This is a genomic window from Streptomyces sp. SP18CS02 (genome assembly GCF_036322365.1).
Classification (GTDB): Bacteria; Actinomycetota; Actinomycetes; order Streptomycetales; family Streptomycetaceae; genus Streptomyces.
In genome coordinates this window covers 126,354-147,076 of the sequence record NZ_JAQYXC010000288.1, presented here as the reverse complement: position 1 = coordinate 147,076, position 20,723 = coordinate 126,354, and the positions used below count along the sequence as shown (strand labels likewise).

Genomic DNA, 20,723 nt, shown 5'->3' with positions numbered 1-20,723 from the left:
GGGACGGCAGCCGAGTGGCCCGGCTCCCGCCCCGCCGTCGAGCCTTCGGCCCTCGCCCCGCTATCGCTGAGGAGACCAGCCCTCGTCACACTGAGGCGGAGGGCCTCACCTGTGAAGCCGGGACGACCGCTCGTGGTCACGTACCGAGTGGCCTACGGAGCGCCCTGGGCGTCCGCCAGGACGAGGTGGCCCACTTGTTCACCCAGGACGGTGCGCGCCTGCGTGCCGGGGCCGTCGTCGGACACGAAATAGTCGATCTCGGACAGGCCGGCGAACCGGCTGAGGCCGACGATTCCCCACTTGCTGTGGTCGGCCACCACAGCCAACCGCGTGGCGGCGATCATGGCGCGGTCGGTCTCCGCCTCCGCGAGGTTCGGCGTTGTCACGCCTGCGCGTTCGGACACGCCGTGTGCGCCGACGATCAGCAGATCGACCTGCAGTGCGCGGATCGCCTGATCCGCCAACGGCCCGAAGAGGGCTCGCGGGGCCGGACGGCCCGGGCGTCCGGAGCCTCGGTGCTCGGGCCGCGCCGGACCGGTGAGGGGGCCGGACGGCCGAGGTGCCCCCGGGCGTCCGGGACCGGGGGGACGGAGTCCGAGGCGCGGGGGCCGGGCGGCGCCGCTTCGTGGCCATTGCCTAGTATCTGCGGGTATGCACGGCTCCCCGGACCCACACGGCCCGCACGACACGCACGACCCACTGGACATGCGGGGCACACCGGGGCGGCACGACCCGTATGTACGGGTCCGCGGCGCCCGGGAGCACAATCTGCGCTCGGTCGACGTCGACATCCCGCGTGATGTGCTCGTCGTGTTCACCGGGGTCTCCGGATCGGGCAAGTCGTCGCTCGCCTTCGGCACCATCTACGCCGAGGCGCAGCGCCGGTACTTCGAGTCGGTCGCGCCCTACGCCCGCCGGCTGATCCACCAGGTGGGCGCGCCGAAGGTGGGCGGGATCAGCGGGCTGCCGCCGGCCGTCTCGCTGGAGCAGCGCCGCTCCTCCCCCACCTCGCGCTCGTCCGTCGGCACGGTCACCGCTCTGTCCAACTCGCTGCGCATGCTGTTCTCGCGGGCGGGCGAGTACCCGGCGGGTGCCGAGCGGCTCGACTCGGACGCCTTCTCGCCGAACACGGCGGCCGGCGCGTGCCCCGAGTGCCACGGCCTCGGCCTTGTCCACCGCACCGACGAGGAACTCCTGGTGCCGGACCCGGGGCTGTCCATCCGCGAGGGAGCCATCGCCGCGTGGCCGGGCGCCTGGCAGGGCAAGAACCTGCGCGATGTGCTGGACGCCCTCGGGTACGACATCGACCGGCCGTGGCGCGAGCTGGCCGCCCGGGACCGGGAGTGGATCCTCCTCACCGACGAGCAGCCGGTCGTCACGGTCCATCCGGTACGGGAGGCCGGCCGGATCCAGCGCCCGTACCAGGGGACGTACATGAGCGCGCGGCGCTATGTGCTCCATACGTTCGCCGACTCGAAGAGCCCGACGCTGCGGGCGCGGGCGGAGCGCTTCCTGACGAGCGTGCCGTGCCCTGTCTGCGGCGGCAGCAGGCTGCGGCCCGAGGCGATGGCGGTGACGTTCGCGGGCCGGACCATCGCGGAGCTGGCGGCGCTGCCGCTGACCTCCCTGGAGGAGGTCCTCGCGGCGGGCGGGGATGGCGAGACGGCCCGGGTCCTGACAGCGGACCTGTTGGCCCGGATCGCGACGGTGACCGAGCTGGGGCTGGGCTATCTCAGTACGGACCGTCCCACGCCGACCCTCTCCAGCGGTGAACTCCAGCGGCTGCGGCTGGCCACCCAGCTCCGCTCGGGGCTGTTCGGTGTCGTGTACGTCCTGGACGAACCGTCGGCGGGTCTGCATCCGGCCGACATCGAGGCGCTGCTGGTGGTGCTGGACCGGCTGAAGGCGGCCGGGAACTCCGTGTTCGTCGTCGAGCATCACCTGGACGTGGTCCGCCGGGCCGACTGGCTGGTCGACGTGGGCCCGAAGGCGGGTGAGCACGGCGGCCGGGTGCTGCACAGCGGCCCGCCGGAAGGACTCGCGCACGTGACGGAGTCGGCGACGCGGCGGTTCCTGTTCGGCGACACCGCTCCGCCCGCCCGCGCGGTGCGCGAGCCGACCGGGTGGGTGGAGGTCGGTCCGGTCACCCGGCACAACCTGCGCGGACTGCGGGTGGGACTGCCGCTCGGCGCGTTCACCGCGGTGACGGGTGTGTCCGGTTCGGGCAAGTCGACCCTGGTGGGCGAGCTGACCACCGCACTTCCCGGCGTGGAGCGCCTGGTGACGGTCGATCAGCGGCCGATCGGCCGTACGCCCCGGTCGAACCTGGCCACGTACACGGGGCTGTTCGACGTGGTGCGCAGGCTCTTCACCGCCACCGACGAGGCGCGGGCCCGTGGCTACAAGGCGGGAAGGTTCTCCTTCAATGTGAAGGGCGGCCGTTGTGAGACCTGCCAGGGCGAGGGGTTCGTCTCGGTGGAGCTGCTCTTCCTCCCCAGTACGTACGCGCCGTGCCCGCAGTGCGGGGGCGCCCGCTACAACGCCGAGACCCTGGAGGTGCGGCTGCGGGGCCGCAGCATCGCCGAGGTGCTGGACCTGACGGTGGAGGCGGCCGCGGACTTCTTCGCGGACGACCCCGCCGCCGTACGCACCCTGCGCACCCTGCTCGACGTCGGGCTGGGGTACCTGCGGCTCGGGCAGCCGGCCACGGAGCTGTCGGGAGGCGAGGCGCAGCGCATCAAGCTCGCCTCCGAGCTCCAGCGCGTACGGCGCGGCCACACCCTCTACGTCCTCGACGAGCCGACCGCGGGGCTGCACCCGGCCGATGTGGAGATCCTGTCACGCCAGTTGCACGGCCTGGTGGACGCCGGCCATTCGGTCGTGGTGGTGGAGCACGACATGGCCGTTGTGGCGGGCGCCGACCGGGTCATCGACCTCGGTCCAGGCGGCGGTGACGCCGGCGGTCGCCTCGTCGCCGCGGGCACCCCCCACGAGGTGGCGCACGCGGCGGACAGCCGCACGGCGCCGTATCTGGCCCGGTATCTGGGGACAGGGGACTGAGGTCCTCCGCCGGGACCGGGCCGCCCCCGGGGAGCGGGGTCCGCTGCCCGGGGGTGTCCCCTACCGGGGACCCCCCGGCGCCCGGAAGGCGCCGGCCGGGAGGGCGACCTCGCCCTGGTTCAGCACCCGGGGGAGGAAGTACGCGGTCTGGATCTCGGCGTTGGTGTTGTTCCCGCGCAGGTGCTCGGACCACATCATGAACCAGGCCCAGCGCGGCTGGCTGTCGAGAAGCGCCGCCGTCGGCATCCTGCCCATTTCCGCCAGTGCCATCGGCTTGGAGCCCGCGATGTTCCGCAGCTGCTGGTAATCGGCGGAACTCGGGTGGTTCTTGTACCAGACGTCCAGCGAGACCACGTCCACATATCCGTTGCCCGGGTAGTAATCGCTCCACCCGCCGGCCGGATTGTCCTGCACGTTCCACACCCAGATCAGATTGTCCAGGCCCTTTGTTCCCGCGAGGTAATCGCGGGTGATCTGATAGAGCCGCGCACTTCCGGTCGCCCCTGGCCTGTTGCCCCACCAGTTCCAGGATTCGTTCATCTCGTGCAGCGGCCGGAACAGAACGGGAACGCCCGCGTTCCTGAGTTGCTGAAGATAGGGCACCACCTCGTCGAGCCGGCGTTTCCACGCGGTGTTGAGATCGGTGCCCTCGGTGACGATCCGGGAGAACTGCGCGTCGGTGATCCGCGACTTCACGCCGCCCTCGAACGCACAGGTGCTGCCTCCGGTCGGCGGGCAGACATGCCAGGTCAGCGAGGTGAGCGAGCCATTGGCCCACTCCGTCCGCGCCTGGTCGACGACACGCTGACGGTTGGCGACGTCGGAGGCGCCGAACATCAGGTCACCACCCCACAGTCCGGGATACTGCCCGGTGACGTCCTTGACCTGCTGGGTGTAGCGCCCCGGTTCCGACGCCGGCTCCTTGTTGTGCTGACCGGACACCGTATGGTTTCCGGAAATGGCGTTGAGATAGTTCAGAACGTTCTGCCTTGAAGTCGCCGGAAACGCCTGCGCAGAATCTGCCGACGGCCCTGCGGACATAACCGTCGCAACCGCCAGCGCGGCAATGGCCGCAGCAATTCGGTACCGGGTCGCAGGCATGCGGGTGTTCCCTTCGTCGTGACCACACGGGGGGTTTCCCCATGACCCTGGCCTCGAATACGGCATCCCGTCAATAGGTCGCACACGCGCGCGCAACCTCGCGACCGAAGTATTTACTTAACCTTTTCTAAACCCCGCCGGAACTGCCGACACTTGCCGGATTTGACCGCCGTGTCCAGCTGTGCCCGACGAAGCAGGCCCGTTCCCGCCGCGCCCGCGCCCGGCGCCCTCCGGACGGGGCACGAGGACCCCCGTGCGGGCCGCCTCGGACGGCTCCCCCGCACGGGGGTCCTCGCATGATCGTCGTTCACGGCCTCCGGCGCCGCTCCGGTGCGGTACGCCCCCGGGGCGGCGTCCGCCCCACGAGCACCACCGACACGTCAAGCCCCACAACCGCCACAGGCACGACGAGCCCGGAGTCGGCGGCCCGTCACGCCGCCGTGTCGAACGTGTAGTGGGGGGTGTGGTCCAGCATGTCGGCCGGCGTCACGTCGTTCCACGGACGCATGGTGTCGTTGAGATCCACGACGTTCGCCGTGCCCGCGGCCGGCAGATAGGCCGAACCGGGGTGACGGGCCTGCCAGTCGGCCCAGAGCTTGTCGATGAACGCGTGGTGCATCCAGAACACCGGGTCGTTCGGGGAGACGCCGGTGGCCATCTGGCCGCCGACCCAGACGTGCACGCGGTTGTGGAGGTTGACGCCCCGCCAGCCCTCCAGGTGGTTGCGGAAGCCGTCGGAGGAGCTGTTCCAGGGCGCCATGTCGTACGTCTCCATGGCGAGGACCGAGTCGACCTCGGCCCGCGTGGGCAGCTGTCGCCCGCCGGCGCCCAGGTCCCGGCGGAGGAAGTCGCGGCCGTCGACACGGACGGACACGGTCCAGCGGTTGCCGGAACGGGCGAACGGCCCGTCCATGACCTGCCCGTCCCGGGCGCGACCGGTGCCGCCCAGGAAGTCGGGCGCCCAGAGGGACGAGCGGGCGGTGCGGTCCGCCGTCCAGTCCCAGTAGGGCAGTGCGACGGTGGCGTCGACGGACTGGAGCGCCTGCTCGAACTGTATGAGGAATCTGCGGTGCCACGGGAGGAACGACGGGGAGCGATGGCCGACCCGGTCCCCGCTGTCGGTGTCACTCATGATGAAGGCGTTGTGCGTGGTGACGAAGGTGTCGTACTGCCCGTTGCGCTTGAGCTCCAGCAGCGCGTCGACGAAACGCCGCTTCTCGGTGGCGGTGAGCTGGGCCTGGTTCTTGCGTACGGTCATGGTCGTGGGGCTCCTGGTCGGATTCAGGCGGTGACGAGCGGGACGAGCGCGGCGCCCTGGAGTTCCACCACGGCGGCGCGGGCCACGGCGCGGGGCGTGGCGACCGGCTCGTAGTGGTTGATCACGCTGATCCAGGTGCCGTCGGCGTTCTGCATCACATGCAGCTCCTCGCCGTCTATGCGCACGCTGTAGCCGCCCCCGTGGTGCCCGCCGTGGTGCCCGCCGCCGTGCGAGGGACCTCCCTGGATGCGGCGGCCCTTGTATATCTCGTCGAACGGCGCCGGCCCGGCGGCGGCCGCCGGAGCCGCGGCCTGCGTCGCCGCGGTGGCGACCTTGCCCGCGACGGCGAGGCCCGCGACGGCGCCGGCGGTGACGCCCAGAGCCTTGCGACGGGTAATTCTGGACATGGAAAACCCCCAGAGTGCAGTGGTCAGTTGCTCCGGGGGTTGGTCATGTGCCCCCGGCAATCCCATGCCTACCTGGGCACCGTTGAACGGTGGAAATCTCCTGATGAGGGTTGGCCGCGATACGGACATGTCCCCATTCGTTGTGCAGAGTTGAACAAAGTTGATCTTGTTGTTGGCCCCCACCACGACACCCCGGGACGCAAGACTTGCGGAGAGTGTGACGTTCTCGTGAAGAATTTGCTGCCCCAGGGTGCCAAACGTGGTCAGGGTCACGCACCGAGACTGTCCGGAATCAGCCGTGTCCCGCGCGGGTCCGGATCAGCGGCGGGCCTTCCTCGTGGCCCTCAACCACTCCTTGTTCATGGCCGCGATGGACGGCAGCGGAATGCCCTTGGGGCAGGCCGTGGCGCACTCGCCGGCCAGCGTGCAGCCGCCGAACCCCTCGGCGTCCATCGCGGCGACCATGTCCAGGACGCGGGTCTCACGCTCGGGTGCGCCCTGCGGCAGCACGTTGAGGTGGTTGACCTTCGCGGAGGTGAAAAGCATCGCCGAGCCGTTGGGGCAGGCCGCCACACACGCGCCGCAGCCGATGCACTCGGCGTGCTCGAAGGCGAAGTCGGCGTCCGCCTTGGGCACCGGCGTGGCGTGGGCCTCGGGCGCGGAACCCGTCGGGGCACTGACGTACCCACCGGCCTGGATGATCCGGTCGAACGCGGACCGGTCGACCACCAGGTCCTTGATGACGGGGAAGGCGGAGGCGCGCCACGGTTCGATGTCGATGGTGTCGCCGTCACGGAAGGACCGCATGTGCAGCTGGCAGCTGGTGGTGCGCTCGGGCCCGTGGGCGTCGCCGTTGATGACGAGGCTGCAGGCGCCGCAGATGCCCTCGCGGCAGTCGTGGTCGAAGGCGACCGGGTCCTCGCCGCGGAGGATGAGCTCCTCGTTGAGGGTGTCGAGCATCTCCAGGAAGGACATGTCCTTCGAGATGCCGTCCACTTCGTAGGTGGCCATGGCGCCGGGGACGTCCGCGTGCTTCTGGCGCCAGACGCGCAAGGTGAGCTTCATGCGTAGCTCCGCTGGGTGGGGTGGACGTGTTCGAATCGGAGGTCCTCCTTGTGGAGGACGGGAGCGGACCGCGTACCGGCGCCGTCCGCCGCGGGCGGCCGGCCGCCCGCTCCCCGGTACTCCCAGGCGGCCACATAGGAGAAGTCGTCGTCCCTGCGGGCCGCCTCGCCGTCCGGGGTCTGGGACTCCTCGCGGAAGTGGCCGCCGCAGGACTCGGCGCGGTGCAGGGCGTCGAGGCACATGAGCTCGGCGAGCTCCAGGTAGTCGACGACCCGGTTGGCCTTCTCCAGCGACTGGTTGAACTCCTCCCCGGCCCCCGGGACCTTGATCCGGCGCCAGAACTCCGCACGGATCTGCGGGATCCGGTCGAGCGCCTTGCGCAGTCCCTCCTCGGTACGGGCCATGCCGCAGAACTCCCACATGAGCTCGCCCAGCTCCCGGTGGAAGGAGTCCGGGGTGCGGTCACCGTCGACGGCCAGCAGCAGACGGAGGCGGTCCTCGGTCCCGGCGACCGCTTCCTCGGCCTCCGGGCGGTCCGGGGTCATCGGCTCCAGGCGCGGGGCCCGGGCGAGGTAGTCGTTGATGGTGGACGGCAGGACGAAGTAGCCGTCCGCGAGGCCCTGCATCAGCGCGGAGGCTCCCAGCCGGTTGGCACCGTGGTCGGAGAAGTTGGCCTCGCCGATCGCGAAGAGACCGGGCACCGTGGTCTGGAGGTCGTAGTCGACCCACAGGCCGCCCATCGTGTAGTGCACGGCGGGGTAGATCCGCATCGGGACCGTGTAGGGATCCTCGTCGGTGATCCGCTGGTACATGTCGAAGAGGTTGCCGTACTTCGCCTCGACGGCCTCGCGGCCCATCCGCTTGATCGCGTCCGCGAAGTCGAGGTAGACGCCCTGGCCGCCGGGGCCGACGCCGCGCCCCTCGTCGCACACGTTCTTCGCGGCGCGGGAGGCGATGTCGCGCGGGACGAGGTTGCCGAACGACGGGTAGACGCGCTCCAGGTAGTAGTCGCGCTCCTCCTCGGGGACCTGGTTCGGGGGCCGGGTGTCGCCCTTGGCCTTCGGCACCCAGATGCGGCCGTCGTTGCGCAGGGACTCGCTCATCAGCGTCAGCTTGGACTGGTGGTCGCCGGTGCGCGGGATGCAGGTGGGGTGGATCTGTGTGAAGCAGGGGTTGGCGAAGTACGCCCCGCGCCGGTGCGCCCGCCACACGGCGGTGGCGTTGGAGTTCATGGCGTTGGTCGACAGGTAGAAGACGTTGCCGTAGCCACCGCTCGCCAGGACCACGGCGTCGGCGAAGTACGAGGAGATCTCCCCCGTGATCAGGTCCCGGGCGACGATGCCGCGCGCCCGCCCGTCGGCCACGATCAGGTCGAGCATCTCGGTCCGCGCGTGCATCTCCACGTTGCCCGCCGCGATCTGGCGGGAGAGCGCCTGGTAGGCGCCGAGCAGCAGCTGCTGGCCGGTCTGCCCCCGGGCGTAGAAGGTGCGGGAGACCTGGACCCCGCCGAAGGACCGGGTGTCGAGGAGACCGCCGTACTCGCGGGCGAAGGGCACGCCCTGGGCGACGCACTGGTCGATGATCTCCACGGAGATCTGGGCGAGCCGGTGCACGTTCGACTCGCGGGCGCGGAAGTCGCCGCCCTTGACCGTGTCGTAGAAGAGCCGGTGGACGGAGTCGCCGTCGTTGCGGTAGTTCTTGGCGGCGTTGATGCCGCCCTGGGCCGCGATGGAGTGGGCCCGGCGCGGAGAGTCCTGGTAGCAGAACTGGACCACGTGGTAGCCCTGTTCGGCGAGGGTGGCGCCGGCGGAGCCGCCGGCCAGGCCGGTGCCGACCACGATGACGGTGTGCTTGCGGCGGTTGGCCGGGTTGACCAGCCTGGCCTCGAAGCGGCGCTTGTCCCAGCGCTCGGCGATGGGTCCCTCGGGGGCCTTGGTGTCGACGAGCGGCGCGCCGATCGTGAAGGCCGCGGGATGGGCGAAGTCCATGTCAGCTCACCACTCCGGTCATGACGGCGACGGGTACGGAGACGAAGCCCGCGGTCAGCACCACCGCGAGGAGGTCGGCGACGGTCTTGAGCACCCGGTCGCGGGTGGCGTTGCCGACGCCGAGGGTCTGGGCGGCGCTCCAGAAGCCGTGCCGCACGTGCAGCCCCACGGCGAGCATCGCGACGATGTAGATGACGTTGCCGTACCAGGTGTGGAAGGAGGCGACGACGTTCTCGTACGGATGCCCCGGCTGGGCGTGCGGGTTGACGGTGAGCGTCGTCAGGTCGAGCAGGTGCCAGACGAGGAAGAGGGCGATGATGATCCCGCCCCAGCGCATGGTGCGGGTGGCGTAGCTCGCCCGGCGGCGCCTGTGCGCGTACCCGACGGGCCTGGCCCTCAGGTCCCTCCTGCTGAGCTGGTAGGCCGACACGCCGTGGGCGACGACGGCCGTGAGCAGCACCACGCGGGCGATCCACAGCCCCCACTCGCGGTGCAGGACCGGCTCGCCCATGGTGCGCAGCCAGTGGCCGTAGGCGTTGAACTCGTCGGGCCCGAAGAAGACCTTCAGATTGCCCATCACATGGGCCACCAGATACGCGAGCATGATGAGGCCGCTCACGGCCATCACCGTCTTCTTGCCGAGGGTCGATCCCCAGAGCGTGCGCGTGAGGGACGGTTTTCGATCCGTCCGCGTTGCCAGAGCCATGTCGTCAGACGCTAGGGGCCTCCGGCCCGAGAGGTCCAAGACATGGATCGGCTCATCTTCATAGGCATTCCCTATGGCTGCTCTACGCTGGGACGATGCAGTTCCAGCAGCTGATCTACTTCGTCGCGGTCGCCGAGACCCGTCACTTCACCCATGCCGCGGAGCGGGTGCACGTCTCCCAGCCGTCCCTGTCACAGCAGATCAGGGCGCTGGAGAAGGAGCTGGGGGCGGAGCTCTTCAGCCGGGCGCGGGGCAACATCGCCCTCACGGACGCGGGTGAGGCGCTGCTGCCGCTGGCCCGGCGCATCCTGGCGGACGCCGACACCGCCCGCCACGAGGTGCAGGAGCTGGTCCAGCTGCGCCGCGGCCGGGTGAGGCTCGGGGCGACGCCGAGCCTGTGCACCGGTCTGCTGCCCGATGTCCTGCGGGCCTTCCACGACCTGCACCCGGGCATCCAGCTGCTGATCGAGGAAGGCGGCTCGCACGATCTGGTGCGGGAGCTGGCGCGCGGTTCGCTCGACCTCGCCCTGGTCGTGCTGCCCCTGCCCACCCCCTCCCCCGCCCTCACCACCGTGGAGCTGCTCCAGGAGGACCTGGTGGTGGTCTCGTCGGCCGCGGCGCCCGCCCCGCGCCGCCCGGTCCGGATCGCCGACCTCCAGGGCGAGCCGCTGGTGATGTTCCGGCACGGCTACGACCTGCGGGAGCTGACGGTCGCCGCGTGCCGGGCGGAGGGCTTCGAACCGTCGTTCACGGTGGAGGGCGGCGAGATGGACGCCGTGCTCGGTTTCGTACGGGCCGGCCTCGGCCTCGCCGTCGTACCGAGCATGGTGGCGGCCAGGGCGGGCCGCGACCTGCGCGTCACCGCCCTGGCGCGCCCGGGGCTGCGCCGGACGATCGCCCTCGCGCACCGCAGCGACGTGGCACCGCCGCGCGCGGCCCGCGAGCTCCAGAGGGTGCTGCTGCGATCCCGGACGGGGCCGACGGGCACCGGAGGGTAGGCGCTGCCCGCGCCGGCCCGGCAGTACTCCCGCGCTTCCCGCGCCCCGCCTGCCCGGCAGCACTCCCGCGCCCCGCCGGCCCGGTCACACCGCGTCGGCCAGCACCAGCGAGTGGATGCGGTCGGGCGCCCCGGGCCTGGCGTAATACCAGCCCTGGGCCGTGTCGCAGCCCAGTTCCCGCAGCTGTTCGGCCTGCGCGCCCGTCTCCACGCCCTCCACCGTCACCGCCAGCTCCAGGCTGTGCGCCAGCGACACGATGCCTTCGACGATCTTGAGGTCGACGGGGTCGGCCGGGTGCTGCTGCATGCCCTGGGTGAAGGAGCGGTCCAGTTTCAGGACGCTGACCGGCAGCCTGCGCAGGTTGGCCAGGTTGGAGTAGCCGGTGCCGAAGTCGTCCAACGCTATGTCCACACCCATCTCGGCCAGCTGCCGCAGGGGCTTGAGCAGGTCCTCGTCGGCGCCGATCAGCGCCGACTCCGTGACCTCCAGGCACAGGGCGCCCGGTTCGAGACCGGAGCGCTCCAGCACGTCCACGATGTCGGTGACCAGGCCGGGGTGGTGCAGCTGGGTCGGCGAGAGGTTGACGTTGATCCGCAGGGGCCGGCCCGCCGCGTTCCGGGGCGGCTGCTCCTGCCAGAACCTCGCCTGGCGCACGGCTTCCTGGAGCACCCAGCGGCCGAGCGGCACGATCAGTCCGGTGTGCTCGGCGAGCGGGATGAACTGGTCGGGGCCGAGCACTCCGTGCTGCGGATGGCACCAGCGCACCAGGGCCTCCGCGCCGTACACACTGCCGTCGTCGAGGTGCACCAGCGGCTGGTACTCGATGAAGAACTCACCGCGCTCCAGCGCCGCGGGGAGCGCGGTGGTCAGGCTGTGGCGGGTGATGGCGCGGGCGTCCGCCTCGGGGTCGGCCCGCTCGAAGCGGTTGCCGCCGGCCGACTTGGCCCGGTACATCGTGATGTCGGCGCTGCGCAGCACCTCGGCGGAGCCCCGTTCCCCCGCGGGCCCCTCGACGATGCCGACGCTGCCGCGCACGGTCAGCTCACGGCCGTCCAGGCGGATGGGGGTGGCCAGCGCGGCGAGGATGCGGTGCGCGAGCTCGTCGACCTCCCCCTCGGTGTCGGGGCCGGTGGTGAGGGCGACGAACTCGTCGCCGCCCAGCCTGGCCACCATCTCCCCCGGCGCCGTCGCACAGCTCTGCAGCCGGTCGGCGACCTCCACCAGCAGGCGGTCGCCCGCCGAGTGGCCGAGGCTGTCGTTGATGGCCTTGAAGCCGTCGATGTCGAGGTAGCACAGGCCGAAGCGGGAACCGTCCCCCGCGGTGAGGGCCTTCTCCAGCCGCTCGAAGAAGAGCGTCCGGTTGGGCAGCCCCGTCAGCGCGTCGTGCGTCGCCTCGTACCGCAGCCGCAGATTGAGCAGCCGGCGCTCCGTGGTGTCCTCGATCAGCACCAGCTGGTACTGGGGGCGCCCCTCGGCGTCCCGCAGCAGCGACACCGCCAGGTTGGTCCACAGGACGGTGCCGTCGTTGCGGTAGTACGGCTTCTCCACCCGGTAGTGCTCCCGCTCACCGCGCACCAGCTCCGCGTAGAGCTTCCAGACGTGCGGCGCGTCCTCGGGATGGACCCACTCGCTCACCTTGCGGCCGCGCACATGGTGCTCCAGGCCGCCGAACATCCGGGTGAGGGTGTCGTTGACCTCCAGGACGTTGCCGTCCAGGTCCGCGACGCCGATCCCTATGGCCGCGCCCTCGAAGACCGCGCGGAAACGGGTCTCGGTGTCGTGCAGAGCCTGTTCGGCGAAGCTGCGGGCGGCCAGCGAGGAGCGTGCGATGGCCTCCTGTTCCGCCAGGGTCCGCTCCCGCAGCGCCTGGGCGAAGCCGGCGGCCAGCGCGTGCTGCAACCGGGCGCAGCGGGCGCGCAGTTCCTCGGCGCACAGCGCGTCGGAGCCGCCGCCGCAGTACAGCACGAGGTAGGAGTCGACCACGCCCAGCGTGCGGCTGAGCGCGTCGGGGTCGGTGCAGTGGGCCGCCACCAGGGCGGCTCCGACGCCGTGGGCCGGCGCGGGGTCGAAGGGCCGCTCGTGGAGGGCGTCGCTCAGCCGGCGGGCCGACGGCAGGAGGTGCTGTTCGAACTCGGTCCGGGTCATCGACGTGGCGGTGACCGGGAAGATCGCACGGCTCCAGATCGTCGCGAACCGGCGGAGTCTGTCTTCGATGTCGTCGGGTGCCGTGGTGGAACCCGACGCCTGGGCGGGCATGCTCACGCCTTGTGCCCCACCCCTGCGAAGCCCGAGAAGGCGTACGGATCCTCGTGGACGTCGGGGCTCTCCGGCCGCCAGTGCGGCATCGGCACGAGACCGGGTTCGACCATGCCGAACCCGTCGAAGAACCGGGCGACTTCGTCCCGCGGGCGCATCACCAGCGGGCGGCGGATGCCGCTGTACACGTCGAGGGCGCCGTCCGTGCGTTCCTGGGGCAGCGGAACGCCCTCGTACGAGGCGTGGGTGAGGATCAGGAGGCTGCCGGGCGCGAGCGCGTCGCGCAGTTCGGCGACGGCCCGGTACGGCTGGTCACCGTCCTCGACGAAGTGGAGCACGGCGACGAGCAGGAGGGCCACCGGCTGTTCCAGGTCGAGGAGCCGGCCGGCCTCGCGGCTCGACAGGATGTCGTGGGGCTTGCGCAGGTCGGCGGCGAGGACGCCGGCGAGTTCGTCGCCCTCCAGGGCCGCTCGGCTGTGCGCGACGGCGACCGGGTCGTGGTCGACGTACAGCACGCGGGCGTCGGGCCGGGCCTGCCGGGCGACTTCGTGGACGTTGCCGAAGGTGGGAATGCCGGATCCTATGTCGAGGAACTGGGTGATGCCCTGATGCACGGCGAAGCGTACCGCGCGGCGCATGAATGCGCGGTTCGCCTGCATGATCTTGGGAAGGCCCGGCATGAAGTCCAGCGCTTTGCGGGCGGTTTCCCGGTCGACCTCGAAATTGTGCGAACCGCCCAGGTAGTAGTCGTGAATGCGGGACACGCTCGGTACCGAAATATCGATACTCGGCGGGGCCCAGGCGGGACGCTCCATCGATGTCTCCAACAAGTCGCCACGGGGATCGGCCATGTTCGTGGCCGGTGTTCGAGCCGAGGCTACTGATCGCCCGCCAGGAGAGCGAGAGGAAACGGAAATTAGCGGTCCGTTCTTGGTCACACGCCTTCGGCACGTGCGACCGGCCCACCGGGCCACGCGGGGGGCGTGGAACGGTGGGCCGGTGCGGTGGTCCGGTCCGGCCGGGCCGGACCACGAGGTGGCCGAAAACGTGCGTGGGGACTCTACTTGGACGTCTTGACCACCTTGCCCTCGGGAGAAACCGCGAACCAGGTGCCGCCGACGCCCTGGCCGTTGATGTCACCCGGCTTCTCGTCGCCGGCGAAGGTGTAGATGGGCCAGCAGTCGATGGTCTGCTGCTTGATCCCGTCGGGCCGGTCGAACGTCACATTGCCCTTCTTGCTAATGCCTTCGGTGTCGTTCTTGTCGACCGGCTCGACCACCGGCCACTTCTTGAGGCAGTCCCCCGTGCACGCGGTCTTCATCGGCCAGGCGGAGTCCTTCTGGAACCGGTAGACCGTCATTCCGTTCTTGTCGACGATGATGTCGCCGAGCTTGGGGTCCTTTCGCACCGAGAGCCCGGCCCGGTCGGCGGGAGCGGCGTCGCCGCCCTCCTTGTCGTCACCGGTCTCCTTGTCCTCACCGGATTCCTCGTCGACCTCGTCACCGGGTGCGGCCTTCTTCCCGTCGGGAGCGGCCGCGTACCAGGTGCCGCCCACACCCTGTCCCTTGGCGTCGCCGGCCTTGGTGTCCTTGGCGTACCGGTACATGGGCCAGCCGTCGATGGTCAGCTGCTTGCTGCCGTCGGCGCGGGTCACCTCACCCATGAGCGAGGCGTCCACGCCGGCCGGGGGCTTGGCGCCCTGGGCGGAGACCACGGGCCACGCCTTGGCGCACTCGCCCTCGCAGTTCGACTTGGGCGGGCTGGTGGTGTCCTTGTCGAAGCGGTAGAGAGTGAAGCCCTCGCTGTCGGTCACCACTTCACCGAACTGCTTGCTGTCCCAGATGGCGAGTTGACCGGCCGGCTTGGCGGCGGCCGCCTGGGCCCCCGAACCGGCACCGGACCCGTAACCGGCGCCGGACCCGTAACCGTTGCCGTTGCCGTTCGCGGCGGGAGCTCCGGCGGGCGCGGCGGCGCCGACCGACTGGCCGTTGGGGCGCTGGTCGCCCTGTTCCTGACCGCACGCCGTCGTCAGCGCGAGTACGGCCGCCGCAGTCACCGCGAGCGAGGCGTTACGCCAGGTCATCATGTCAACTCCCGTTATCCGAAGGTCATTCGCGGCGTTGAAGTGCGCCGTTCATGGCCCTATGTACGGGCGGTCCCGTCCTCCGTGTTCAACGCGTAGGGAAAAACTTCTGCGGCAACCGCAAACACGACCGCCCGAAAACCCCTCCATCAGGCGAATCGCCGCCGATCGGCTGATGCCACGGCCTCCGACTGATCAAGCTCTTCGGCGTGTACGGAATGTTCGTCGCGCGGCTGTTCGCCGCCGCCACCCTCGCCTGGCTGCTGGCCACCCCGCTGCCCGCTTCGGCGGACAGCTGCGCCTATGCCTCGGTCGGCCCCGGCGGCCAGGACGCGGTCTCCGTCGCGGGCTCCCGCACGTGTACCCCGAGCCCGACACCGACGCCACCGCCTCCTTCCCCGCCTCCGGAGCCTCCTCCCCCGCCCACGCCGAAGCCCACCCCCACACCCACACCGAAGCCCACCCCCAAGCCCAAGCCCACGCCCACACCCACGCCGGCACCCGAACCGCCTCCACCGCCGGTGCGCACCGAGGCACCGAGGCCCGCCCCTCCGGCGCCGCCGCCCCCGCCTCGACCCGCTCCCCCGCCCGCTCCCCGGCCGTCGCCGCCGGTCCGGGTGAAACCTCCTTCGCCGTCGCCGGTCCCCCTGCCCGCCTACCGGCGCGCACAGCGTGCCGAGCCGGAAGGGGGCCCGTCCCTGGTCTCCCTGACGCTGCTGGTGACAGCACCCGCGGTGCTGGCCGCCGCCGCGCTGCGCCCGCGCTCCCGCTCGTGACCGAACCGACCCACCTCGACCCGACCACCGGAGAATGCCTTGTCGGAATGGCTTGTTCTGTCCATCGCGATGGCCGCCGCCTGCACGGTCGTCCTGACCATCGTCGTGATCAACCATCGTCGCGTCGGCGACGACGACGACCCGAGCGAGACGCCGGACGTCATCGAGTACATGACGATGATGATCGGCGTGGTGTACGCGATCGTGCTCGGTCTGGCCATCGCCGGGGTGTGGGAGGCCCGCAGCGCGGCCCAGGAGACGGTCCGCCACGAGGCACAGGCCCTGCACGAGGTGGAGACCCGCGTCGAGGTCTGGCCGGCCGATGTGCGGGAACGTATCCGCGCCGACGTCGACGCGTACGTCTCGCATGTCGTCGACACCGAGTGGCAGGTCATGTCCGAGCGGGGTGAGCTCACCGAGAAGGGTACGGAGCTCCTGGAGAAGGTGCGGCGCGGCGTCTCCGACTACCGGCCGACGGACGATCATCAGGGCGAGGCGTACCAGCCGCTCGTCGACCAGGTCGCGGCCGCGGACGACGCCCGCAACGCACGCGGCCAGAGCGCGGGGGCGACCATGCCCGGGGTGGTCTGGTTCGGCCTGATCGTCGGAGCGCTGATCACCGTCGGCATGATCTTCACGCTCCAGATCCGCCGGACCTTCAACGAACTGCTGCTGGCGGGCGTGTTCAGCGCGCTGATCGCCTTCCTGCTGTTCCTGATCTGGGACTTCGACGCGCCGTTCGGGCGTGGGGTCTCGGCGACCACCACACCGTTCGTCGCCCTCTTCCCCCATCTGACCGGCTGAGGCCGGCAGGGGGCGGGGCGGGACGGCGCACGGGAAACAGTCCGTGGGCCGTCCGGGGCAATCCGGTGCCCCATTCGCCTGACTGCGATCGCGGCCGTGATAAGGCGCTCCTAGCGTTTCGGGCATCGAGGCGCGCTTCACGAGTTGTGCGGATACCCCTTCCGCGGCTGCTCCTCGGGGACCCGGAGGTTCGATCATGCGTGCGATACGTGCCGCCTCCGCTGCTCTGCTCGGAGCGGCCGCCCTCGCCCTGACCGCCACCGCCGCCGGGGCGCTGGGTTCCGTCGTCTTCGCACCGGGCGACTTCGCCGTCAGCCCCTCGACGGTCGGACCGGGCGGCAGGGTGGTGCTGACCGCGCCCGGTTGCGGTGGTACCGCGATGGCGTCGTCGGGGGTCTTCGACACGGCCACCATCCCCCGCGGTGGCAGCGCCACGGCCACCGTCGACTGGGACGCCAGGCAGGGCGCCGTCTACACGGTGGCCTTCAGCTGCGCGGGCGGCACTCCGGGAACCGTGAATCTCACCGTCGCCTCGAACACCCCGACGATCAGTTCGACCGCCGTTCCGACCGTGACGAAGACGGCGACCGCGACCAGGACCGCCACGGCCACCCGCACCGCGACCGCGACCAGGACGGCCACCGCCACGACCATCCGGACGGCCACCGCCACCAGGACCGCCACGACCATCCGGACGGCCACCGCCACCCCCGCCGGGACCGCCACGGTGATCCGGACCGCGACCCCCGCCCGAACCGCCACGCCCGCCGGCGCCGGGGTGTCCGCGGCGCCCTCGCAGGGCGTGCGCGGCGGCCTCGGCGGCAGTGTGGAGGGGTGGAACACCGCGCAGCTGGCCGGGGGCGCGGGCCTGGTGGTGACCGCCACGGCCGGTGCCGTGCTCGTGGTGCGCCGCCGTTCCGCCGCCCGCCGCGACTGAACCCGCCGGCCGTCACCGGCACGGGCGCCGCTCGCGACCGGCCGCACACACCCCACCGCGCAGCGCGCCGCACCGCCCACGGGCCCTGCACCGCCCACGGGCCGCGCACGCCCGTCGCCCCGTGTCCTGGGCCAGGACACGGGGCGACGGGCGTGATCGTTCGCCGGGAGGTCCGGCCGGTCAGACCTTCTCGCCGCTCAGGCGACGGCGACGGCTGATGAACAGCCCTCCGCCGATGGCGGCCGTGCCGACGAGGGCCGCGCCCACGGTCATCTCGGTGGAGCTCGGTGCCATGGAGCCACCGAGACCACCCTGCGCGCCGCGCCCGGAGATGACCGAGAACACGCGGGTGACCACCCGGGAGTCGTTGTTGTTGCACCGCACCGCCAGGTTGTACTGCCCCGGGGTGGCGTGGTCGTAGATCCGGGGCGTGGCCGCGGACTGGCCGGAGCGGTTGAGGGTCAGGGCCGTCCTGGGGAAGGCGTTGGACGAGACGCTGCCGCCGTTGGGGCACCCCGAGGCGCTCACCGCCAGCTGGCCGCCCTGGTGCACATGGCTCGGGGAGACCGTGACGTTGCGCGGTCCGGTGTTGCTTCCGTCCTGTCCGTCCGTGGCGGCGGCCAGCGGGGCGGTGAGCCCGACGGCCACACATGCGGTGGCGGCCACCGCGAGGGCGCGTGAAGCACGCATCGTTGAACCTCCAGTGGAAGACGCCCCGAAGCGGTGCTCCGGGAAATTCGACGAGTACGCCTCCCATGACGAACCATCACAAGAGAGGCTGATCATCGCATTTCGGCACTGGTCCACCCCGGTGAGCCGACACGCCGACGTGACGCCCCCTCGGCTGATGGAGCCGCAGGTCACAGACCGTCAGAGATTTTGTCCCGGCGGCGACTCGGATGGCGCAGCACCGGGAAGCGCGCCACCCGTTCGCCCTTCACTGATCGCCGTGACGGTCCGCCGCGCTTAACGTGCGGGCAGATGCCACGAAGGGAGAACCATGGGCCTGGACCACGGCCGCTCGGAGTCGAGGAGGCGCTCACCGTGGGGCGCGCTGGCTCTCGTCATGCTCACTGGTCTCGCGATGATGCGGAACGGCGTCGACGTCAAGGAGGGCCCGCCCCAACCCGCGGCGGCGACGTCACCGGCGGACAGCCGGCTCGGCACGGCTCCCGTTCCGCCGCCGTACCTGGAACCGCTGGCCTACGCCCCCGCGGCGCGCGTGCGGATCGACGCCATCGACGTCGACGCCCCGGTGATGGACGTGGGCCTGGACCTGGGCGGCTGGATCGACGCGCCCCCCGCCCAGGACCGCAACATGGCCGGCTGGTACCAGAACGGCATCTCCCCCGGCCAGCGCGGTACGGCGGTGATCGTGGGCCACGTGGACAACGAGGCGGGCCCCGCCGTCTTCTACGGCCTCGGCTCCCTGAAGCAGGGGCAGCACGTCGAGGTGACCCGCTACGACGGCCGGGTGGCCGTCTTCGAGGTCTACGGCATCGAGGTCTTCTCCAAGGACGACTTCCCGGGCGTACGGGTCTACGGCGACACCGGCCACGCCGAGCTGCGCGTGATCACCTGCGGCGGCGGCTACTCGAAGGCCGGGGGGTACGACGGCAACGTGGTCGTCTTCGCCCGCATGGTGGAGACCCGCTGAGCAGCCGCCGCCCGGGTCACCTGCGGGGAACGGTGAGGCGGTAGCCGGCCTCCAGCAGCTCCGGCAGGTAGGCGCGCAGAGCGGCCACGCTCTGCGAACGGTTGCCGCCGGCGTCGTGGGAGAGCACCACGACGCCGGGTCCGGCACCGTCGAGGACCCGGCGCACGATCGTGTCGGAACCGGGTTCCGTCCAGTCGAGCGTGTCCACGGTCCAGGCGAGCGGCTCCATGCCGAGCTCGGCGCCGATCTCGAACGAGTGCCGGTTCCAGGCGCCGTAGGGCGCCCGGTACCACAGCGGCGCCGACCCGACGGCCCGCTCGATCACCTCGCTGGTGGTCCCCAGTTCTTCGCGGATCCGCGACGGGCCGAGCCTGGTGACGAGCGGGTGGGACCAGGAGTGGTTGCCCACCACGTGCCCGTCCCCGGCCATCTCCCGCAGCAGGTCCGGGCTCTCGGCGGCCTGCTCGCCGCAGACGAAGAACATCGCGGGCACGTCGTGCTCGCGCAGGATGCGCAGGATGTCGGGGGTGTAGCGGGGGTCGGGCCCGTCGTCAAAGGTGAGGACCATCGAGCGGCCCGCGCCGGAGACCCGCAGGAAGGGCCGCTGCCGCACGGGCGGCATGGCCCGCCGGACGCGCGCGGGGGTGTACCCGGTCATGGGCTGGAGGCGGTACGAGGTGGGGGCGAGGCGCCGGGCGGCGTGCGGGCCCGCCGCTCCGGGCGGTGCGGTGGCGGGCGGTCCCGGGGTGCTCGACCGGCCCGCGGAGAACAGGCCGGCGGCGGCGGTGGCCCCGAGCGCGGCGGCGATGCGCAGCACCATCCGACGTCCCGGAAGCATCTGATCCTTTTTCATTATCAATGGCTCGCACGGCCTTCGCCGACCGCTTCTCACCCACACCGGCCGTGCCGCCGAATCCACCCGATGGGACCAGCGGCACCGGAACGGTCCGGCGTTACGGGGGGGCAGGGGCACCGGACCAGCGGTAACGGCAGCGCCTCGCGGACGGTCGTCCCGATGAGGAGACCCCCTCTCCGAGGAGGGCCGCGCCGGGGGCGGGAGCCCGGCGGATAGCCTGGGGGATGTGACTGAGCAGCAGCAACCGGCGCCGCATCGATTCGAACGCGGTACCGACGGTCCGAAGGTGATCGTCGTCGGCGTCGACGGATCGGCGTCCTCCCTGCGCGCCGCGGCGTACGCGGGCGGACTGGCACGACGGCAGAACGCGCTGCTCGCCATCGTCTACGTACAGCCGGTGATGCCGGCGGGCACGGCGCTCGGCGTTCCGGTCGCGGAGACGACCGGGGAGATCGCCGAGGGCCTGGAGGCCGAGATCCGCGCGGCGGCCGAGCGGGTGAAGGGCATATGGGAGGTCCGCTGGGAGTTCCACACCTTCCGGGGCGACCCGTACACCGGCCTGGTGACGGCCGCCGACGAGCTGCGGGCGGACGCCGTGGTGGTGGGCGCCTCCGAGCAGGCAGGGCACCGGTTCATCGGTTCGGTGGCGCTGCGGCTGGTCAAGGCGGGCCGGTGGCCCGTGACCGTCGTCCCGTAACCGCCCGGGAGTCCCGCCGCACCGCGCGCCGGGCCACAAGGACCACGAGGGCCACTGCGGTCGCCCGCGCGGTG

General features: G+C 71.4%; 18 protein-coding genes. 6 read left to right on the top strand and 12 right to left on the bottom strand.

Translation table 11 applies throughout. The features are described from left to right. Positions 1-152: 152 nt before the first annotated feature. Positions 153-707: a hypothetical protein gene (locus PUR26_RS19170; protein WP_329873632.1), complete on the bottom strand. Its 555-nt coding sequence runs from the start codon at positions 705-707 to the stop codon at positions 153-155. Between PUR26_RS19170 and PUR26_RS19165 the strand changes: the two genes are divergently transcribed. Then, positions 706-3,060, top strand: a complete 2,355-nt coding sequence (locus PUR26_RS19165; RefSeq protein WP_329873631.1) for an excinuclease ABC subunit UvrA — start codon at positions 706-708, stop codon at positions 3,058-3,060. The two genes, PUR26_RS19170 and PUR26_RS19165, sit on opposite strands and share 2 nt — an antisense overlap. A gap of 60 nt (positions 3,061-3,120) precedes the next feature. Here PUR26_RS19165 and PUR26_RS19160 read toward each other — a convergent pair whose 3' ends face one another. The 6 genes from PUR26_RS19160 to PUR26_RS19135 form a co-directional block, all read right to left on the bottom strand. Then, positions 3,121-4,161, bottom strand: a complete 1,041-nt coding sequence (locus PUR26_RS19160) for a glycosyl hydrolase (protein WP_329873630.1) — start codon at positions 4,159-4,161, stop codon at positions 3,121-3,123. A gap of 430 nt (positions 4,162-4,591) precedes the next feature. Beyond that, complete coding sequence (gene melC2 / locus PUR26_RS19155) at positions 4,592-5,419, bottom strand: tyrosinase MelC2 (RefSeq protein WP_329873629.1); 828 nt, start codon at positions 5,417-5,419, stop codon at positions 4,592-4,594. A 23-nt stretch (positions 5,420-5,442) separates the two neighbouring features. After that, complete coding sequence (gene melC1 / locus PUR26_RS19150; protein WP_329873628.1) at positions 5,443-5,826, bottom strand: apotyrosinase chaperone MelC1; 384 nt, start codon at positions 5,824-5,826, stop codon at positions 5,443-5,445. Between the two features lie 318 nt (positions 5,827-6,144). Continuing rightward, on the bottom strand, positions 6,145-6,891 hold the full coding sequence (locus tag PUR26_RS19145; RefSeq protein WP_329873627.1) for a succinate dehydrogenase/fumarate reductase iron-sulfur subunit: 747 nt from the start codon (positions 6,889-6,891) through the stop codon (positions 6,145-6,147). Continuing rightward, positions 6,888-8,879: a fumarate reductase/succinate dehydrogenase flavoprotein subunit gene (locus PUR26_RS19140; protein ID WP_329873626.1), complete on the bottom strand. Its 1,992-nt coding sequence runs from the start codon at positions 8,877-8,879 to the stop codon at positions 6,888-6,890. Before PUR26_RS19140 ends, PUR26_RS19145 begins: the two co-directional genes overlap by 4 nt. 1 nt (position 8,880) lies before the next feature. After that, a complete protein-coding gene (locus PUR26_RS19135) occupies positions 8,881-9,585 on the bottom strand; it encodes a succinate dehydrogenase cytochrome b subunit (RefSeq protein ID WP_329873625.1) in 705 nt (234 codons plus the stop codon). Positions 9,586-9,680: 95 nt separating this feature from the next. Here PUR26_RS19135 and PUR26_RS19130 point away from each other — a divergent pair, with 95 nt between their 5' ends. Next, complete coding sequence (locus PUR26_RS19130; protein WP_329873624.1) at positions 9,681-10,583, top strand: LysR family transcriptional regulator; 903 nt, start codon at positions 9,681-9,683, stop codon at positions 10,581-10,583. 84 nt (positions 10,584-10,667) lie between these two features. On the opposite strand, the gene PUR26_RS19125 is transcribed toward PUR26_RS19130, so the two are convergent. The 3 genes from PUR26_RS19125 to PUR26_RS19115 all read right to left on the bottom strand — a co-directional run bounded on the left by PUR26_RS19125 (position 10,668) and on the right by PUR26_RS19115 (position 14,925). After that, positions 10,668-12,845 carry a putative bifunctional diguanylate cyclase/phosphodiesterase gene (locus PUR26_RS19125; protein WP_329873623.1) on the bottom strand — a complete coding sequence of 726 codons (2,178 nt, stop codon included), beginning with the start codon at positions 12,843-12,845 and terminating at the stop codon, positions 10,668-10,670. Further along, positions 12,842-13,654 (bottom strand): SAM-dependent methyltransferase, encoded by an 813-nt coding sequence (locus PUR26_RS19120; RefSeq protein ID WP_329873622.1) that lies wholly within the window; start codon positions 13,652-13,654, stop codon positions 12,842-12,844. Before PUR26_RS19120 ends, PUR26_RS19125 begins: the two co-directional genes overlap by 4 nt. Positions 13,655-13,899: 245 nt before the next feature. Further along, positions 13,900-14,925 (bottom strand): SCO0930 family lipoprotein, encoded by a 1,026-nt coding sequence (locus PUR26_RS19115; protein WP_329873621.1) that lies wholly within the window; start codon positions 14,923-14,925, stop codon positions 13,900-13,902. Between the two features lie 812 nt (positions 14,926-15,737). Here PUR26_RS19115 and PUR26_RS19110 point away from each other — a divergent pair. Continuing rightward, the gene (locus tag PUR26_RS19110) at positions 15,738-16,502 is read left to right on the top strand and encodes a bestrophin-like domain (RefSeq protein WP_329873620.1); all 765 of its coding nucleotides are present in this window, start codon (positions 15,738-15,740) and stop codon (positions 16,500-16,502) included. A 196-nt stretch (positions 16,503-16,698) separates the two neighbouring features. Next, entirely contained in the window at positions 16,699-17,439 is a 741-nt protein-coding gene (locus tag PUR26_RS19105; RefSeq protein ID WP_329873619.1) for a hypothetical protein, read from the top strand. A 180-nt stretch (positions 17,440-17,619) separates the two neighbouring features. Here PUR26_RS19105 and PUR26_RS19100 read toward each other — a convergent pair whose 3' ends face one another. Then, positions 17,620-18,129, bottom strand: coding sequence for a hypothetical protein (locus tag PUR26_RS19100; RefSeq protein ID WP_329873618.1), 510 nt, complete (start codon positions 18,127-18,129; stop codon positions 17,620-17,622). A 310-nt stretch (positions 18,130-18,439) separates the two neighbouring features. Between PUR26_RS19100 and PUR26_RS19095 the strand changes: the two genes are divergently transcribed. After that, complete coding sequence (locus tag PUR26_RS19095; RefSeq protein ID WP_329873617.1) at positions 18,440-19,096, top strand: class F sortase; 657 nt, start codon at positions 18,440-18,442, stop codon at positions 19,094-19,096. A gap of 16 nt (positions 19,097-19,112) precedes the next feature. Here PUR26_RS19095 and PUR26_RS19090 read toward each other — a convergent pair whose 3' ends face one another. Further along, positions 19,113-19,934, bottom strand: a complete 822-nt coding sequence (locus PUR26_RS19090) for a polysaccharide deacetylase family protein (protein ID WP_329873616.1) — start codon at positions 19,932-19,934, stop codon at positions 19,113-19,115. Positions 19,935-20,178: 244 nt separating this feature from the next. Between PUR26_RS19090 and PUR26_RS19085 the strand changes: the two genes are divergently transcribed. Further along, positions 20,179-20,649 carry a universal stress protein gene (locus tag PUR26_RS19085; RefSeq protein ID WP_329873615.1) on the top strand — a complete coding sequence of 157 codons (471 nt, stop codon included), beginning with the start codon at positions 20,179-20,181 and terminating at the stop codon, positions 20,647-20,649. The last annotated feature ends 74 nt before the right edge of the window (positions 20,650-20,723 follow it).

Excerpts from the sequence above, each read along its gene's own strand:
- PUR26_RS19165 (WP_329873631.1), top strand. The coding sequence starts at position 706 with ATGCGGGGCACACCGGGGCGGCACGACCCGTATGTACGGGTCCGCGGC.
- PUR26_RS19170 (WP_329873632.1), bottom strand. The coding sequence starts at position 707 with ATGTCCAGTGGGTCGTGCGTGTCGTGCGGGCCGTGTGGGTCCGGGGAG.
- PUR26_RS19160 (WP_329873630.1), bottom strand. The coding sequence starts at position 4,161 with ATGCCTGCGACCCGGTACCGAATTGCTGCGGCCATTGCCGCGCTGGCG.
- melC2 (WP_329873629.1), bottom strand. The coding sequence starts at position 5,419 with ATGACCGTACGCAAGAACCAGGCCCAGCTCACCGCCACCGAGAAGCGG.
- melC1 (WP_329873628.1), bottom strand. The coding sequence starts at position 5,826 with ATGTCCAGAATTACCCGTCGCAAGGCTCTGGGCGTCACCGCCGGCGCC.
- PUR26_RS19145 (WP_329873627.1), bottom strand. The coding sequence starts at position 6,891 with ATGAAGCTCACCTTGCGCGTCTGGCGCCAGAAGCACGCGGACGTCCCC.
- PUR26_RS19140 (WP_329873626.1), bottom strand. The coding sequence starts at position 8,879 with ATGGACTTCGCCCATCCCGCGGCCTTCACGATCGGCGCGCCGCTCGTC.
- PUR26_RS19135 (WP_329873625.1), bottom strand. The coding sequence starts at position 9,585 with ATGGCTCTGGCAACGCGGACGGATCGAAAACCGTCCCTCACGCGCACG.
- PUR26_RS19130 (WP_329873624.1), top strand. The coding sequence starts at position 9,681 with ATGCAGTTCCAGCAGCTGATCTACTTCGTCGCGGTCGCCGAGACCCGT.
- PUR26_RS19120 (WP_329873622.1), bottom strand. The coding sequence starts at position 13,654 with ATGGAGCGTCCCGCCTGGGCCCCGCCGAGTATCGATATTTCGGTACCG.
- PUR26_RS19115 (WP_329873621.1), bottom strand. The coding sequence starts at position 14,925 with ATGATGACCTGGCGTAACGCCTCGCTCGCGGTGACTGCGGCGGCCGTA.
- PUR26_RS19105 (WP_329873619.1), top strand. The coding sequence starts at position 16,699 with ATGCGTGCGATACGTGCCGCCTCCGCTGCTCTGCTCGGAGCGGCCGCC.
- PUR26_RS19100 (WP_329873618.1), bottom strand. The coding sequence starts at position 18,129 with ATGCGTGCTTCACGCGCCCTCGCGGTGGCCGCCACCGCATGTGTGGCC.
- PUR26_RS19095 (WP_329873617.1), top strand. The coding sequence starts at position 18,440 with ATGGGCCTGGACCACGGCCGCTCGGAGTCGAGGAGGCGCTCACCGTGG.
- PUR26_RS19090 (WP_329873616.1), bottom strand. The coding sequence starts at position 19,934 with ATGCTTCCGGGACGTCGGATGGTGCTGCGCATCGCCGCCGCGCTCGGG.